This window comes from Cupriavidus sp. C2SS-8b (assembly GCF_057073745.1).
This window is the reverse complement of record NZ_CP172716.1, coordinates 3,483,899-3,500,439: the sequence shown is the minus strand read 5'-3', so window position 1 is coordinate 3,500,439 and position 16,541 is coordinate 3,483,899. Positions and strand designations below refer to the sequence as shown.

General features: G+C 67.2%; 14 protein-coding genes, 1 tRNA gene and 2 riboswitches. Of the genes, 5 read left to right on the top strand and 10 right to left on the bottom strand.

What is annotated here, in order from left to right:
* Positions 1-69 precede the first annotated feature (69 nt).
* The 6 genes from ACIGJB_RS16320 to ACIGJB_RS16295 all read right to left on the bottom strand — a co-directional run bounded on the left by ACIGJB_RS16320 (position 70) and on the right by ACIGJB_RS16295 (position 7,449).
* Positions 70-1,446, bottom strand: coding sequence for an L-serine ammonia-lyase (locus ACIGJB_RS16320; protein WP_483730714.1), 1,377 nt, complete (start codon positions 1,444-1,446; stop codon positions 70-72).
* A gap of 52 nt (positions 1,447-1,498) precedes the next feature.
* Complete coding sequence (locus tag ACIGJB_RS16315; protein WP_483730713.1) at positions 1,499-2,035, bottom strand: DUF421 domain-containing protein; 537 nt, start codon at positions 2,033-2,035, stop codon at positions 1,499-1,501.
* A gap of 113 nt (positions 2,036-2,148) precedes the next feature.
* On the bottom strand, positions 2,149-5,079 hold the full coding sequence (gene gcvP, locus ACIGJB_RS16310) for an aminomethyl-transferring glycine dehydrogenase (protein WP_483730712.1): 2,931 nt from the start codon (positions 5,077-5,079) through the stop codon (positions 2,149-2,151).
* Positions 5,080-5,182: 103 nt separating this feature from the next.
* A complete protein-coding gene (gcvH, locus tag ACIGJB_RS16305) occupies positions 5,183-5,563 on the bottom strand; it encodes a glycine cleavage system protein GcvH (RefSeq protein WP_483730711.1) in 381 nt (126 codons plus the stop codon).
* Between the two features lie 104 nt (positions 5,564-5,667).
* Positions 5,668-6,795, bottom strand: a complete 1,128-nt coding sequence (gcvT, locus tag ACIGJB_RS16300; protein ID WP_483730710.1) for a glycine cleavage system aminomethyltransferase GcvT — start codon at positions 6,793-6,795, stop codon at positions 5,668-5,670.
* A 97-nt stretch (positions 6,796-6,892) separates the two neighbouring features.
* Positions 6,893-7,021, bottom strand: a riboswitch (glycine riboswitch).
* A gap of 21 nt (positions 7,022-7,042) precedes the next feature.
* Positions 7,043-7,131, bottom strand: a riboswitch (glycine riboswitch).
* 81 nt (positions 7,132-7,212) lie between these two features.
* Positions 7,213-7,449: a glycine zipper 2TM domain-containing protein gene (locus ACIGJB_RS16295; RefSeq protein WP_276098907.1), complete on the bottom strand. Its 237-nt coding sequence runs from the start codon at positions 7,447-7,449 to the stop codon at positions 7,213-7,215.
* 280 nt (positions 7,450-7,729) lie between these two features.
* Between ACIGJB_RS16295 and ACIGJB_RS16290 the strand changes: the two genes are divergently transcribed.
* Entirely contained in the window at positions 7,730-9,826 is a 2,097-nt protein-coding gene (locus ACIGJB_RS16290) for a UvrD-helicase domain-containing protein (protein WP_483730709.1), read from the top strand.
* Between the two features lie 21 nt (positions 9,827-9,847).
* On the opposite strand, the gene ACIGJB_RS16285 is transcribed toward ACIGJB_RS16290, so the two are convergent.
* A complete protein-coding gene (locus tag ACIGJB_RS16285; protein ID WP_483730708.1) occupies positions 9,848-10,984 on the bottom strand; it encodes an ABC transporter substrate-binding protein in 1,137 nt (378 codons plus the stop codon).
* 208 nt (positions 10,985-11,192) lie between these two features.
* Here ACIGJB_RS16285 and hemN point away from each other — a divergent pair, with 208 nt between their 5' ends.
* The gene (gene hemN, locus ACIGJB_RS16280) at positions 11,193-12,662 is read left to right on the top strand and encodes an oxygen-independent coproporphyrinogen III oxidase (protein WP_483730707.1); all 1,470 of its coding nucleotides are present in this window, start codon (positions 11,193-11,195) and stop codon (positions 12,660-12,662) included.
* A gap of 87 nt (positions 12,663-12,749) precedes the next feature.
* Here the strand turns inward: hemN and ACIGJB_RS16275 are convergent, their stop codons facing one another.
* A complete protein-coding gene (locus ACIGJB_RS16275) occupies positions 12,750-13,640 on the bottom strand; it encodes a c-type cytochrome (protein ID WP_483730706.1) in 891 nt (296 codons plus the stop codon).
* 349 nt (positions 13,641-13,989) lie between these two features.
* On the opposite strand from ACIGJB_RS16275, the gene ACIGJB_RS16270 reads away from it, so the two are divergent.
* Positions 13,990-14,065, top strand: a tRNA-Arg gene (locus ACIGJB_RS16270).
* A 430-nt stretch (positions 14,066-14,495) separates the two neighbouring features.
* Entirely contained in the window at positions 14,496-14,729 is a 234-nt protein-coding gene (locus ACIGJB_RS16265) for a hypothetical protein (RefSeq protein WP_483730705.1), read from the top strand.
* Between the two features lie 96 nt (positions 14,730-14,825).
* Here ACIGJB_RS16265 and ACIGJB_RS16260 read toward each other — a convergent pair whose 3' ends face one another.
* Together ACIGJB_RS16260 and ACIGJB_RS16255 are read right to left on the bottom strand one after the other, a co-directional pair.
* Positions 14,826-15,059 (bottom strand): YMGG-like glycine zipper-containing protein, encoded by a 234-nt coding sequence (locus ACIGJB_RS16260; protein ID WP_483730704.1) that lies wholly within the window; start codon positions 15,057-15,059, stop codon positions 14,826-14,828.
* A gap of 9 nt (positions 15,060-15,068) precedes the next feature.
* Complete coding sequence (locus ACIGJB_RS16255; protein WP_483730703.1) at positions 15,069-15,452, bottom strand: hypothetical protein; 384 nt, start codon at positions 15,450-15,452, stop codon at positions 15,069-15,071.
* 242 nt (positions 15,453-15,694) lie between these two features.
* Between ACIGJB_RS16255 and ACIGJB_RS16250 the strand changes: the two genes are divergently transcribed.
* Positions 15,695-16,540 carry a MipA/OmpV family protein gene (locus tag ACIGJB_RS16250; RefSeq protein ID WP_483730702.1) on the top strand — a complete coding sequence of 282 codons (846 nt, stop codon included), beginning with the start codon at positions 15,695-15,697 and terminating at the stop codon, positions 16,538-16,540.
* Position 16,541 lies beyond the last annotated feature (1 nt).

The window sequence follows — 16,541 nt, the reverse complement described above, 5'->3', positions numbered from 1 at the left end:
GCTCTGGTTCTGGCAGGCGCCCGCGGTGGCGCCATGGGGAGACTGGCGCCATGATACGCCGCAGCGGGCTCAGCATTCCACGATATTCACCGCCAGTCCGCCGCGCGCCGTTTCCTTGTATTTGGTCTTCATGTCGGCGCCGGTTTCGCGCATGGTCTTGATGACTGAATCGAGCGAGACATAGTGCGTGCCGTCCCCGCGCAAGGCCATGCGCGCGGCGTTCACCGCCTTGACCGAAGCCATGGCATTGCGCTCGATGCACGGAATTTGCACCAGCCCGCCGACCGGGTCGCACGTGAGGCCGAGGTTGTGCTCCATGCCGATCTCGGCGGCGTTCTCGACCTGTTCGGGCGTGCCGCCCAGCACTGCCGCGAGCGCACCGGCCGCCATCGAGCAGGCCACGCCGACTTCGCCCTGGCAGCCGACTTCGGCGCCCGAGATCGACGCGTTGAGCTTGTAGAGCAGGCCGATCGCGCCGGCCGTGAGCAGGAAGTCCACCACGCCCTGCGCGTTGGCGCCGGGCACGAAGCGATCATAGTAATGCAGCACGGCAGGGATGATGCCGGCCGCGCCATTGGTCGGCGCGGTCACCACGCGGCCGCCGGCGGCGTTCTCCTCGTTGACGGCCATGGCGTAGAGGTTGACCCAGTCCATCACGGACAGCGGATCGGACAGCGTGCGCTCGGCGCGCTCGGTCAGGCTGCGGAACAGCTCCGGCGCGCGGCGGCGGACCTTGAACGGGCCGGGCAGCTCGCCGTCGGTGCGGCAGCCGCGCGCGACACAGGCCTGCATCACGTCCCAGATATGCAGCAGCCCGGCGGTGACGTCTTCCTCGCTGCGCCAGGTGAGTTCGTTTTCCATCATCAGGCGCGCGATGCTCTTGCCACTTTCGCTAGCCATTTCCAGCATGTCCTTGCCGCTGCGGAACGGATGGGGCAACTGCTGCGCGGCGTTGAGCACCTGCGTGTTGGGCGCGCCCGCGGTGACGACGAAGCCGCCGCCGACCGACAGGTAGCGCGCCTCGCGCAGCGACTCGCCTTGTGCGTCGAAGGCGTGGAACTTCATGCCGTTCGGATGCTCGGCCATTGCCTCGCGGCGGTAGAAGGCAATGTGCTCCTTCTCGACGAACGGGATCGGGTGGCGGCCCAGCAGCGACAGCGTGCGGCTCGCGCGCAGCGCCTTCAGCCGGCCGTCGATGGTATCGGGATCGATGGTGTCAGGCGCCTCGCCCATCAGGCCCAGCATTACGCCCTTGTCAGTGCCGTGGCCCTTGCCGGTCGCGCCGAGCGAGCCATACAGCTCCACGCGCACGCTAGCGACCTGCGGCAGCAGGCCGTCACGCTCCAGCCCCTGGGCGAACATCAGGGCGGCGCGCATCGGGCCCACGGTGTGCGAACTCGACGGGCCGATGCCCACCTTGAACAGATCGAAGACGCTGACTGCCACGGAGCACTCCTGAAGTCACCTCCGCCTGCGCATGGCAAGCGGCGTTGCGGGTTCAAACGGCGTCGTCCTTGCCGACCTGGCTCCAGACCGACGCCGCTGTCTTGGGCGGCGCGCCATCGGCCGGCTGCTGGCGCAGCTTGACCGAAACCGTGCCGTCCGTTTCCAGGATGGCGAAATGCACGTCGGCCATGCTGGTGCTGCCGGCGTGGCGCAACACCTTGTTGAGGTCGTCCACGCTGATGCGCTGGTCGCGCATCACGTCTTGCAGCAATTTGCCGTCATGGATCAGGAACTGCGGCCGGCCTTCCACGAGGTTCTCAAGCTTGCGGCTGCGCCAGGTCAGATAGGCGAGCCCGGCATTGGCGCCCACCAGCGTGACGGCCAGGATCAGCCCGGCGGTCACGGAGTTGTCCCCTGCATTCATGGCGTTCTGCACGGCATTGGACAGCACCAGCAGCAACACCAGGTCGAATGGCGTGAGCTGTCCGATCTGGCGCTTGCCGGACAGCCGCAGCAAGGCCAGCACCGAGCCATACACGATCAACCCGCGCAGTACGAACTCCCACCAGGGCGCACTGAGATTCCACATGAAGCCTCCGCTGTACTGATGGCGCCCCGACGCGCGGCGCCTCCAAGTTCAGCATAGCGCGCCTGGCGGTCGACCGTAACCGGGGCGCCAGGTGCTGGACGGCCTCAATCGGCTCAGTCCTCGGCGTACTCGCTCATCGGCACGCAGCTGCAGAACAGGTTGCGGTCGCCATAGACGTTGTCGGCGCGGCCGACCGGCGGCCAGTACTTCTGGGTGCGCAGCGACGCCACCGGGTAGGCCGCTTCTTCACGCGTGTACTTGCGCGTCCACTCGTTGGCCGTGACCACGGCCGCGGTGTGCGGAGCGTGCTTGAGCGGGTTGTCGTCGCGGTCGAAGGTGCCATCGGCGACGCGGCCGATTTCCTGGCGGATGGCGATCATCGCGTCGATAAAGCGGTCCAGCTCGTGCAGGGCCTCGCTCTCGGTCGGCTCGATCATCAGCGTGCCCGGTACCGGGAAGCTCATGGTCGGGGCGTGGAAGCCGTAGTCCATCAGGCGCTTGGCCACGTCTTCGTTGCTGATGCCGGTGTCCTTCTGCAGCGGGCGCAGGTCCAGGATGCACTCGTGCGCCACCAGGTCGTGCTGCCCCGTGTACAGCACCGGGTAGTACGGCGACAGGCGCTTGGCGACATAGTTGGCGGTCAGGATGGCGTTCTCGGTGGCGGCGGTGAGGCCGGCCGACCCCATCATGGCGATGTACATCCACGAGATCGGCAGGATGCTGGCCGAGCCGAACGGCGCGGCCGATACGCCCCCGATGCCGTTGTCGTCGCGGCGATAGCCCACGCTGTCCTGGTTGGGCAGGAAGTCGGCCAGGTGCGCGCCGACCGCCACAGGGCCCACGCCGGGGCCGCCGCCGCCGTGCGGGATGCAGAAGGTCTTGTGCAGGTTCAGGTGCGACACGTCGCCGCCGAACTGGCCCGGCGCGGCGGTGCCGACCATCGCGTTCATGTTGGCGCCGTCGACATAGACCTGGCCGCCGTGCTGGTGCACGATCTCGCAGATCTGCTGCACGCCCTGCTCGAACACGCCGTGCGTGGACGGGTAGGTGATCATGATGGCTGCCAGGTTCTTGCTGTGCTGCTCGGCCTTCTTCGCCAGGTCTTCCAGGTCGACATTGCCGTTCTCGTCACAAGCCACCACCACCACCTTCATGCCGGCCATCTGGGCCGACGCCGGGTTGGTGCCGTGCGCCGATGACGGGATCAGGCAGATGTCGCGATGGCTTTCGCCGCGGCTGGCGTGATAGGCGTGGATGATCAGCAGGCCCGCGTACTCGCCTTGCGAGCCGGCGTTCGGCTGCAGGCTCACGGCGGCGTAGCCAGTGGCCGCGCACAGCATGGCCTCGAGCTGGTCGATCATCTCGCGGTAGCCGACGGTCTGGTCCAGCGGCGCGAACGGGTGGATCTGGCTGAATTCGGGCCAGGTCACCGGGATCATCTCGCTGGTCGCGTTCAGCTTCATCGTGCACGAGCCCAGCGGGATCATGGTGCGGTCCAGCGCCAGGTCCTTGTCGGCCAGCATGCGCAGGTAGCGCAGCATCTCGTGCTCGGCGTGGTGCGTGTTGAACACCGGGTGCGTCAGGTATTCGCTGGTGCGCGCGAGGCCGGCCGGGAAGGCGTCGTCGGCCGTGGCTTCGATCGCGTCGAACGTCAGCGATGCCGGCAGCGGCTTGCCGAACGAGAAGATTTCCCACAGCGCCACCACATCGTCGCGCGTCGCGGTCTCGTCGAGCGACACGCCGATGCGGGTCGCGCCGGCATGGCGCAGGTTGATGCCGCGTGCGGTCGCGGCGGCGTGGATCGCTTCGGTGTTGAAGCCGGTCTCGAACGTCAGCGTGTCGAAGAACGTCGCGTTGGTGCGCGTGAAGCCGAGCGTCTGCAGGCCGGCGGCCAGCGTGGCCGTCAGGCGATGCACGCGCTGCGCGATGCGCTTGAGGCCCTGCGGGCCGTGGTACACGGCGTACATCGACGCCATCACGGCCAGCAGCACCTGCGCGGTGCAGATATTGGAGGTGGCCTTCTCGCGGCGAATATGCTGCTCGCGCGTCTGCAGGGCCAGGCGGTAGGCCTTGTTGCCCTGCGCGTCGATGGTCACGCCAACCAGTCGGCCCGGCATCGAGCGCTTGAATGCATCCTTCACGGCCATATAGCCGGCGTGCGGGCCACCGAAGCCGAGCGGCACGCCAAAGCGCTGCGAGTTGCCGACGGCCACGTCGGCGCCCCATTCGCCCGGCGCGGCGATCAGCGTCAGCGCCAGCAAGTCGGCGGCCGCCACCACCAGGCCGCCGGCGGCGTGCACGGCGTCGGCAATGGCGCGGTAGTCGTTGACGTCACCGTTGACGCCCGGGTACTGCAGCAGCACGCCGAATGCGTGGGACGAAGCTGCGTCGGCAGCCGGGCCGACCTTGACTTCGATGCCCAGCGGCCTGGCGCGCGTGCGTACCACTTCCAGCGTCTGCGGCAGGACGTCGTCGGCCACGTAGAAGGTGTTCGACGCGTGCTTGTTCACGCGCTGCAGCAGCGTCATGGCTTCGGCCGCGGCCGTGCCTTCGTCCAGCATCGACGCGTTGGCGATATCGAGGCCGGTCAGGTCGGTGACCATCTGCTGGAAGTTCAGCATGGCCTCCAGGCGGCCTTGCGAGATCTCGGGCTGGTAGGGCGTGTACGCGGTGTACCAGGCCGGGTTCTCGAAGATATTGCGCAGGACCACGGCCGGGGTCAGCGTGTTGTAGTAGCCCTGGCCGATAAAGCTCTTCAGGACCTTGTTCTTGCCTGCCAGCTTGCGCAGCTTCGCCAGTGCGGCTTCCTCGGCCAGCGGTTCGGTGAATTCGCCCATCGGCATGCCGTCGCGGCGGCGGATGGCTTGGGGAATCACGGCGTCGATCAGCGCGGCGCGGCTGTCGTAGCCGAGCACCTTGAGCATGTGCTGCTGTTCGGGCGTGTCGGGGCCGATATGGCGGGAGGCGAAGGCGTCGCGCGCCTCCAGTGCGGCCAGCGTGGGCCGGTTACCTTGGGCGGCGGTCATGGGAAGCGGGGCGTTCATGGCAAGAACCTCGTTGGGGGCGCGGTGGCAGGTGGTCAGCCATGCCGCCGCGCGTCAATACAGTGGCCGGCCGCTACTGGATGCAGGGCCGGCGGGCGCGGCGTCAGGCGCCGACGCTGGCCTTGTAGGCGTCGGCCGACATCAGGCCGTTGACGTCGTCGCTGTTGGCCGGCTTGATTTTGAACAGCCACGCGTCGAAGGCGTCGGCGTTCACGCTTTCCGGCGCGGCCGTGGCGGCCTCGTTGACGGCGATGATTTCGCCGGCCACCGGGGCGTAGATGTCGGAAGCGGCCTTCACCGATTCCACCACGGCGAGCGCGTCGCCGGCGCCGACCGACTTGCCCACTTCAGGCAGTTCCAGGAAGACGATATCGCCCAGCGCGTCCTGCGCATGGTCGGTGATGCCGATGGTCAGGGTGCCGTCGGCTTCGACGCGCACCCACTCGTGCGACTCGGTGTATTTCAGGTCAGCGGGGAAATTCATGAGGGTTCTCCGGATTCAGATTTGTTCTTGGTTCAGGCGCCTGCCATCGGTCGATGGGGCAGGCGCGATGGGCGACCGTTGTGGTGGGCCGGGGCGTTGCCGCCTCAGCTCACGAGTGCCTTGCCATTACGCACAAACGGCAGTTTAACCACAGTCGCCGCGAGTTTGCGGTCGCGGATCTCCACCTGCACGGTGTCGCCCACCGCCACGCCCATCGGCAGGCGTGCGAAAGCGATCGACTGCGACAGGGACGGGCTGAAGGTGCCGCTGGTGATTTCGCCATCACCGGCAGCGGTGATGACCTTCTGGTGCGCGCGCAGCACGCCGCCCTTGTCACGCAGGATCAGGCCGAGGAACTGCTGGCGCTGGCCGGCGGCGGCGAGCGCCGCCTTGCCGGTGAAATCTCGCTCGCTCAGCAGATCCACGGTCCACGCCAGGCCTGCGTCGAGCGGCGAGGTGTGGATATCCATGTCCTGGCCGTACAGGTTCATGCCGGCTTCCAGGCGCAGGGTGTCGCGCGCGCCGAGTCCGGCGGGGCGCACGCCGGCCGCGTCGAGCTTTTCCCATACGGCGGCAACGTTTTCGGCGGGCACCACGAGTTCAAAACCGTCTTCACCGGTGTAGCCGGTGCGCGCGACCATGATCTCGCCGATGGCAGGGTCCTGGACCACGATGGCGTTGAAGGGCTTGAGGGCGTCGGACGGCTGGGTGGACGGGAAAGCGCTCCACACCTTGGCGCGGGCATTGGGGCCTTGCACGGCGACGATGGCGAACGGCAGCGTGCCGGCGGGTGCTACGTCGTCACGGCGCGGGGTGATGGTCACGCCGCTGCCGGTTGCGTCATTGCGCGCGCGGATCCATTCGATATCGCCGAGCGCGGTGCTGGCGTTGACCACGAGGCGGAAGCGGTCCTCGGCGAAAAAATAGACGATCAGGTCATCGATCACGCCGCCTTTCTCGTCGAGCATGCAGGAGTACAGCGCCTTGCCGGCCGTCTGCAGCTTGTCGACGTTGTTGGCCAGCAGGCCGCGCAGGAAGGTGCGGGTGTTCGGACCGGCGAGGTCGACGACGCACATATGCGACACGTCGAACATGCCCGCGTCGGTGCGCACGGCGTGGTGTTCCTCGATCTGGGAGCCGTAGTTGACCGGCATGTCCCAGCCGCCGAAGTCGACCATGCGGGCGCCGAGGGCGCGGTGGATGGCGTTGAGGGGCGTGGCCTGGAGCGTCATGGGAATCCTCGGGGGCAATCTCGGTTTCGAAAACGAAAAAAGGGTCATCCGCCGCAACGCTTGCTTCGCTCGAATAGCGTCGCAATCCGCTGCGGCGGATGACCCCTCTGTCCTCGATACCTGAGAGATTACGAGGTGGCCCCGCTTAGCAGGTCCGACCCTCGCGCGCCCCTTCGGTGGACACGCTCGCCATGGCTGGCGGGTGCCGCTCTCCAGAGTGCGGCATGCATCGTGTGCATGTTGCATGCCGATCCGAACGGTCCATGGTGCCTGAGAGTTTTCGGGTGATACCCCTTCGGCGGCGCAATGCAATGCGCGCTCTCCCGGTCGGATGCGCGCAATGTACGGGAGGGTCCTGCCTTTGTCAACGCGGCAGGCCCGCCCGTTATCGCCTCAAGCGATTGCCGTCAGCGCCGGTTAGCGGTGATGGTGGTTGTCGTCCGTCACGACGTTACCGACCACGCCGCCGAGTGCTGCGCCGCCGAGCGTACCGACCGCACTACCGTTGGTGAGCACGGCACCCCCTACGCCACCGGCCGCGGCGCCGATGGCGGTATTACGTTGCTTAGGCGTCATATCGGAACAGCCGCCCGCCAGGGCAGCTACCGCAACGCCGACCAGTGTCGCCTTGCCAAGGGCTCGTAGAGTTCTCATGATTGGCTCCGGAAGTGACTTCAATGGGCTCGGGGCAGATCGGAATCCATCCCGCCATACTGATTAGAAGCCGCGATATGCCGCAGGTTTTGGGACTTACCAAGCGTTACTTCCGTAACATCCGCGGCAAGAAAATAGCGACTTCCGCTGACAGAACGCCCGCTGACGGGCGTGTTAACATGGCGCGGCTTCGCGCCGGCCCCCGGCATGCTGCGGCATGTTGCGTACCAGGCGCCTCCGCCGCCCCCCCCCGACGCACCTCCAGCCAGACATCCCACGCATGACCCACGGCCTGAACGCTGCCCAATCCGAAGCCGTCCGCTATCTGGACGGGCCCTGCCTTGTCCTTGCCGGCGCGGGTTCGGGCAAGACCCGCGTGATCACGCAGAAGATCGCGCACCTGATCGAAGACAAGGGCTTCGAGCCGCGCCATATCGCCGCCGTCACGTTTACGAACAAGGCGGCCAAGGAGATGCAGGAGCGCATCGGCAAGCTGATGGAGGGCAAGACCTCGCGCGAGGGCAAGCGCTTGCCGCTCAAGCAGCTCACGGTGTGCACGTTCCACTCGCTCGGCGTGCAGATCCTGCGCCTGGAGGCCGAGCATGTGGGCCTGAAGCCGCAGTTCTCGATCATGGATTCGGACGATTGCTTCGGCCTGATCCAGGAGCAGCTCGGCACCACCGACAAGAAGCTGATCCGTGGCGTGCAGAGCACCATCTCGCTGTGGAAGAACGGCATGGTTGACCCGGAAGCCGCCATCGCGCAGGCCGCCAACGCCGACGAGCACCAGGCGGCGCTGGTCTACCGCAATTACGTGGCTACGCTGAACGCCTATCAGGCGGTGGATTTCGACGACCTGATCCGCCTGCCCGCCGAACTCTTCGCGCGCAATGAGACAGTGCAGCTCAAGTGGCAGAACCGCCTGCGCTATTTCCTGGTCGATGAATACCAGGACACCAACGCGTGCCAGTACCAGCTGCTCAAGCTGCTGGCGGGCGGCTCGCACCTGCGCGCGCCGGCGTTCACGGCGGTGGGCGACGACGACCAGGCCATCTACGGCTGGCGCGGCGCCACGCTGGACAACCTGCGCCTGCTGCAGACCGATTTCCCGGACCTCAAGGTCGTCAAGCTCGAGCAGAACTACCGCTCCACGGTGCGCATCCTGGAGGCGGCCAACGCGGTCATCGCCAACAACCCGAAGCTGTTCGACAAGAAGCTGTGGAGCGAGCACGGCATGGGCGACCCGATCGCGATCTATCCGATGAACGACGAGGAGCACGAGGCCGAGTCCGTGGTGTTCCGCCTGTCCGCCCACAAGTTCGAACGCCGCGCGCAGTTCCGCGACTACGCCATCCTGTACCGCGGCAACCACCAGGCGCGGCTGTTCGAGCAGATCCTGCGGCGCGAACGCATTCCGTATGTGCTGTCGGGCGGGCAGAGTTTCTTCGACAAGGCCGAGATCAAGGACATCTGTGCGTACCTGCGGCTGATCGCCAACCCGGACGATGATCCCGCCTTCATCCGCGCCATCACCACGCCGCGCCGCGGCATCGGCAACACCACGCTTGAGGTGCTGGGCACGTTCGCCGGCCAGGCCAAGGTGTCGCTGTTCGAGGCGGCCATGATGGGTGGCATCGAAGCGAAGCTGCAGCCCCGCCAGCTCGAGCCGCTGCGCGTGTTCTGCGAATCGATGGTGCGCCTGGCCGATCGCGCGACCAAGGATCCGGCCAGCGTGGTGCTGGACGACATGATGGAAGGCATCCACTACGAGGCCTACCTGTATGACGCGTTCGATGAGCGCCAGGCCCAGTCGCGCTGGACCAATACGCTGGAGTTCCTCGAATGGCTCAAGCGCAAGGGCACGCGGCCCGAGCCGGCGGGCGAGGGCGAAGCCACCGGCTTCGACAATGCGGATGGCTTCGGCAGTGAAGGCAAGAACCTGCTTGAACTGACCCAGACCGTGGCGCTGATGAGCATGCTGGAAGGGCGCGAGGAAGACCCCGACGCAGTGCGGCTTTCGACGCTGCATGCCTCGAAAGGCCTGGAGTATCCGCACGTATTCCTGGTCGGCGTGGAAGAGGGCATCCTGCCCCACTGCCGCGAAGACGAGGACATGGCCGACGAGAAGATCGAAGAGGAGCGCCGCCTGATGTACGTAGGCATCACGCGCGCCCAGCGCAGCCTGCATATCAGCTGGTGCAAGAAGCGCAAGCGCGCGCGCGAGACTTATTCCTGCGAACCGTCGCGCTTTATCGGCGAGATGAAGCTGGAAGAGGCGCCCCCGCCGAAGGACGAGATGCCGGCGATGAGCCCCAAGGATCGGCTTGGCGCGCTGAAGGCCTTGCTCGGCAATGGCGGCAAGACGGCGCCCGGTTGAGCGCTGCGTAAAACCGTGGACCTACCGCGTGCCTGAAGCAGCAAGCTGCACGTAGCGCGAGCCGCGCTGCCCCTGCGTGAAATCGAGCGTGAAATCGCCCACATCGACGCGAGCCTGCAGCGCGCGCCGCAATTCCACAGCGCCATTGCGGCGCCACGCACCCAGTGCGCGCACCAGCCAGGCGGCGCCGATATAGCCGGCGATGGTCGCGGGTGAGGGCGGCTCGTCAAGGTATTGCTTCATGCGGGCCACGTGCTCCTTGACCACGCGCAGCGTGGCGGCCTGCGGTCCGGGCGCAACCTGCGTCAGCACCATGCCGCCCGGATAGCCCGCGCCGAGCACTTCGCGCGCCACCGTGGGGCTGACCGCGGACAAGCCGACCAGGAATCCGTACCAGCCTTGCGCGGCCAGGGCCCGGCCCAGGCTTGCATAAGCCAGTGTGTCCCCCGCCACGATTACCGCACCGGGCCGTTGCGCCGCGATGGTGCGCGCGGCGGCGTCCGGGTTGCCGCCCAGCGGCACCGCGCGAGTGCCCATCGTGGCTTCGAGCGCCCCCAGCCACGCGGCGCTGTTGCCGGTAGCGGAGGCGGCGAACTCCGCCGAGACCGCCAGCGCCACGCGCGTCAGCCCGTAGTCGCGCAGTTGTTTTACGGCGGTGTCGAGTTCGGCCCGGTAGTCGGCGCGCGTGAACCAGACGTTGTCCGCGTTCAGGGCCAGGCCCGAGAGCGGCGCCACGATCTGCACGCCGCGCCGGTGCAGTTCGGGCGAGGCCGCCAAGGCCGGCAACAGCCGGTCGCCGGGACCGAACAGCAGTTCGGCATGCTCACCATCGGCGAGCGACAGCGCTTGCGCGAGCGCCGCGCGCGGATCAGCATCGGCGTCGCGCACGACATGCGCAATCCGCACCGGACCACCGGCGGCGTTGGCCGCGTCGAACATGACCTTCGCCCCGGCCAGGTAGTCACGCGCCAGGTCGGCCTGGGCGCCGCTTCGGTCGAGCAGGTGGCCGACCACGACGGTGCGCCGCGCCTGGGCCAGGGCAAGCGGCCCGGCGGCCACCCCGCCAAGTGCGGCCATCAACTGGCGCCGGCGCGGGGAGGGGGGCAGCGCTTCGCCGCGCAGGGATGGGTACGAAAAACAAGGCAGGATCGAGGGCATGGGAAGGGGATGGCTGGCTGTCCGGGCAGTGGCTGCCGGAGATGCGGGGCGCAGCGTATCCGGCACGTATGACAAAACTGTGACGAAATACCCCCGCCGACGAGGGGGCTGGCCGTGCCATGCGACCGTCGGGCTTGACGCGCGTCAATTCCTTACCGGCGTCGGGGAACTAGCATGGATCGTCAAACTCCCCGATCCGACCGCCCCCATGCACACGTTCACCACGCCATCCGCGGCCATCGATCGCCGCGCCCTCTCCGATTTCCGCGCGCTGGCCGGCCGCATCGACGGCAACGGCCCGCGCTACACGTCCTACCCGACGGCCGACCGCTTCCATGGCGGCCTCGATGCATCGGCCTACCACGCCGCGCTGGCGGACTGCCGCGCCGCGGCGCCGGCGCCGTTGTCGCTGTATCTGCACATCCCGTTCTGCGAGAACATCTGCTACTACTGCGGCTGCAACAAGGTCATCACGCGCGATCACGGGCGTAGCGCCAAGTACGTGAGCTACCTCGGCCGCGAGATGGCGCTGACCGCGGCCCACCTCGGCGGCCGCCGGCAGGTGCTGCAATCGCACTGGGGCGGCGGCACCCCGACCTTCCTGAACCCGGCCGAGATGCGACGCGTGATGGCCTCGCTGCACGAGCATTTCGACCTGCCGGCCGACGGCGAGCACTCGATCGAGATCGATCCGCGCCGCGTCGACTACGAACGCATGGCGTTGCTCGCCGAGCTCGGCTTCAACCGCGTCAGCCTGGGGGTGCAGGATTTTGACCCGGAAGTGCAGCAGGCCATCCACCGCATCCAGCCGTTCGAGGAAACCCGCGCGGTGGTCGACGCCTCGCGCCAACTCGGATTCCGGTCGGTCAGCCTGGACCTGATCTACGGGCTGCCGCACCAGACCACGGCGCGCTTCAACGCGACCGTGGAGCGGGTGCTGACACTGCGGCCCGACCGGCTCTCTGTCTACAGCTACGCGCACCTGCCGCATGTCTTCAAGCCGCAGCGGCGCATCGACGAAAACGCGTTGCCGAGCGCGGGCGAGAAGCTCGATATCCTGGTCTCCACGATCGAACGCCTGACCGCCGCCGGCTACGTCTACATCGGCATGGACCACTTCGCGCTGCCCGACGACGACCTCGCCGTGGCGCAGCGCGAAGGCCGGCTGCAGCGCAATTTCCAGGGCTATTCGACGCATGCCGGCTATGACCAGCTTGGCTTCGGCATTTCCGCGATCGGTGCCGTGGCGGGGCGCTACGTGCAGAGCGCGCGCACGCTCGATGATTACTACGCCGCAATCGACGCCGGCCGGCTGCCGGTCATGCGGGGCTTCACGATGGAAGCCGACGATCACCTGCGCCGCGAGATCATCGGGGCGCTGATGTGCAATGGCGTGCTCGACATCGCGCAGATCGAGGCACGCCATGGCATCGATTTCGCCAGCACGTTTGCCGCCGAACTTTCGGATCTTGACCGGCTTGGCGCAGATGGCCTGGTTCGTCGCGAGCCGGGCCGCATCGAGGTGACCATGCTGGGCCGCCTGCTCGTGCGCCGCGTTGCCATGGTGTTCGACCGCTACCTGCGCGAAGACGCTGCCAGGTCGCCCGTTGCCCCGCCGGCAGCCAATGACGACGCCCAGCCGGTGCGGTTCGTGCCGCGCTATTCCCGCGTGGTCTGATCCGGAGGCGCCGGTCCCGGCGCGCAACCAACAGGCGAAAAAAAGCCCGCGATCCAGTCGCGGGCTTTTCTGTCTGTGCAGCCGGTGTTACTTGGCGGCGTTGGCCATGTAGTCGGCGGCCGCCAGCACGTCGGCATCCGGGCCGGCATAGCCGCCCTTGGGCGGCATCACGCCCTTGCCCTTCAGCGCGTAGTTGTGGACGGCGTCCATGCCTTCCTTCAGGCGCGGCGCCCAGGCGGCCTTGTCGCCGAACTTGGGAGCCCCGGCAACGCCGGCAGCGTGGCAGGCGGCGCAGACCTGGTCATAGACCTTCTTGCCCACTTCGGCGGAAGCCGCGGCAGGTGCTGCGGCCGGAGCCGGCGCAGCAGCAGCGGGCGCGGGCGCCGCTGCAGGAGCCGGAGCGGCGGCAGCAGCAGGTGCGGCACCGGCGTCCGATGCCGCGGCGGTGGCCGGAGCAGCGGCGGCAGGGGCCGGAGGCTCGGGGAACTTGGCGCCACCGGCGTCAGCCATGTAGACCACGGCGCGGCCCAGTTCGTAGTCGGAGTAGTCGTCCGGCGTGGTGCCGGCGCGCGCCTGCATGGCGCCCTTGCCGTGCAGCACCGATTTCAGCAGGCCATCGAAGCCCTGACCGATGCGGCCGGCCCAGTCGCCCGAGTTGCTGTACTTCGGCGCGCCCGCGGCACCCGTGGCGTGGCACGCGGCGCAGACTTCCTTGTAGACCTGCTCGCCGGTCTTGAAGACGCGCGGTGCGTTGGCGTCCTTGATCTCGAGCGAAGCGACCGGCTTGATGCGGTCATTGATGGCTTCCGCCGTGGTGACCGAACCGGCACCTTCCTTGGAGCCGTGGCCGACAAAATTGACCAGCAGGATGATCACGATGATCGGGACCAGGAACGCAGCGATCACCACTGCGATCAGCTGCTTCGGCGTCTTGATGGGAGACTCGTGTTCGTCGTGTTGGTGTTGGACGTCGCTCATACAGAACTCTCAGTTTTGCAGGAAACCTTCAGCCGCTCACGCTCGGCTTGATTTATCGGGCCCTTGAACGTCTGGGTCCTTCTGATTGCGTGGTTCAGAACTGTCCCCCGTTTGCCAACGCGGTGCCGCTGCGTCTTGACGGAAATAGCTCGCGATTATAGCCCCAAAGGCCTCATGGCTGGGCCAAAAGAGACGGTTCCGAGACGTTGGGCGATGCCCCCGGATTCGCGCGCATGGACGCCTCCGCGCAAACGCGGTATCCTATGCGACTTCCCAGCGGCGGCATTCGCCCGCCGCACCGGTTGCACCCCGTGGCAGACCCTGCCGCCAGTGCCAGACCACTTTCCGCGCGCCCGTAGCTCAATGGATAGAGTACTGCCCTCCGAAGGCAGGGGTTGCTGGTTCGATCCCAGCCGGGCGCGCCAAATTTCCCGAAATGATTCCTTGCGTTCCGGCTGGCATTCCGCCTCCAGGCCGACAGCGCCTTGGCAAGGACCGAATCGAAGCGCCCCCGTTTGTGACACTTTGCGCAAGCTGCTTAATTCCGACCTAAGGATGTTTCAATTGTCTTAACAAGGGGGCGGACTTAGAGTGCCACTGAGGCCTCTCCCTGCAGAACGCTCCCCGTTTCTGACAGGACATTTGGAAAGCGCGGCATGTCCGCGCTTCTTTTTTGTCTCTTGCCACTGCGGAGGGGTGTCGCCGCCGGCCCCTGTACAGGAATATGCCGGTTGGCCTGCGGCGCGGCGATTCTCGTCGCCGGCTTGATGCGGGCTTGCGTGTAGGACCGAGCCGGATACCCACGGGGCCGCCAATGCGCCAAGACTTCCAATTGTCCCAAGGGCGGAGACCACCATGGCGAGCAAGATTTCCCCCGTCGTTGCCGCGCACGAGAGGATGCCGGCCGGTTCGGAAGCCGGTGACGACCACGGGCTGGCCGAGCCGCAAGGTAGTGCGGCGTGGATCGAGAGCGACGATCTGCTGGAGCGGATGCAGTGGATGCGCGCCTCCAACCGCCGGGTTGTCGAGCGCAGCGAGCAGTTGGTGACCGAGAGCATCCGGCTGCTGGCACGGATCGGTTACCGCTGAGCAGCGACAGGACCAGGGCCCGACGCGCTGCGCGCGGCCAGGACGAAACGCCGCAGCGACTGACCGTGCCCGGCTGGACGGTGGAACCTCCGGCAGTCAGTACCGCTGTTGGTCGTTGCGTCCCTTGATATTGCCCGCCACACCGCCCGCCACCGCGCCGATGGCCGCACCGGTCCAGCCGCTCCCGCCTGCGATGGCGGCAATGCCCGCGCCGGCGGCGGCACCGATGGCAGCCCCCGAAACCGTCCCCTGCTGCTGCGGTGTCATGCCCGTGCATGCGGTCACGCTGGCCACCGCCAGCGCCGCGCCGATCCATTGAAGTCGTTTCATGGCCTCGCCTTATTTCTTGCCCTGCAGTCCAGGCACCACCAGCTCGAACCAGATGGTTTCGAGCACCGGCCGCTGCAGGCGGTCGGGGTGGGCGGCATACCAGCGGTCCACGCCGTCGCGGACCGAGTCCAGCGTATGGCCTTTCAAGCCTCGCGCCAGGCGCGGCACGATGGTCTGCGAGTCCGGCGGGACATTGCCGGCGTGGTAAGCGACATCGACCTGCACCACATTGGCGATGCCGACCAGATAGGCCTTCTTCATCTGCTCCGTCGACTCAGTCCACTGCTTGCCCGTCACGAGCGGAACCTCGTCTGCGCTGGCCACGCCGGATGCCATGGCCAGCGCCATGCACGCGGCGGCAGTCCATGCGTGCAGCTTCTGCCTGGTTGTCATTGCACACTCCCGTGCGGACCAGGTGCGCGGCGGTCCGCCTTACCGTCGCGCCTGGTTCCGGGCAGCGGGTGCCGGTTGGCGCGCTTTCATATTAGTCGCTATTCCAGTGATCGCTACGCCGCCATGCACCCGCGCCCGGCAACGCCGGCAGCCGAAAACTTTCATATCGCCGACTACGTCCACGTCGCCCATGTGCTGATAGATTCGCCTGAATCGACGTACTCGATCGGGGAGGGCGAAACATGGCACGCACTGCGCGGACAGCACTGGCGGCACGGATCCGGCGTATCGCAGGCCCGGGCCTCGCGGCCCTCGCTTTGGCGCTGTCCGCCGGCGGCAGTGCCGCATCGCCGCTGGACCTGCCCGGGTCGCTGCCCAATATGGTTGGCATCGGCGTGGGCTCGACCACCGAGTTCGCCGGTGGTAAAGACCGCACCATCGGCGTCGTGCCCGGCGTGCGCTACGTGACCCCGGGCGGCCGGCTGCTCGAATGGTACGGCCCTTACGCGCAATTCAACTTCGGCGGGCTGACCGGCTGGCAGTGGGGACCCGCGGTGTCGCTGCGCCTGGGACGCAGCGGTGTCGACGACCCGGTGGTGTCGCGCCTCCACGAGATCGACACGACCGTCGAGGCCGGCGGCTGGTTCGGCTACGAGTACCTGCACGAAGGCGCGATCCCGTTCCGCCTGCGCGGCGGCATCAACGTGATGACGAATGCGGGCATCGTCTACGGCGGCGCGCGCGTCAGCGCCAACGCCTCGGCGTGGGTGCCGATGCACCGACGCGTCTATGCTGGCGTCGGCCTCGGTGCGAGCTGGGTCAGCGACAGCTTCAACCGTACCTATTTCGGCGTGACCGACGGCGATGCAGCCGCGAGCGGGCTGCCGGCCTACAACCCGGGAGGCGGGCTGGAGCAGTACACCGGCTGGCTCGCGCTGCTCTACCAGATCGACAGGAACTGGTATGCCGGGGCCATGGTTTATGGGCAGCGGCTGACCGGCGACGCGGCCAACAGTCCCATCGTTACCCAGCGCGGCACGCGCAACCAGATCACCTATGGCGTGGGCCTGGGCTACACGTGGCGCTAGC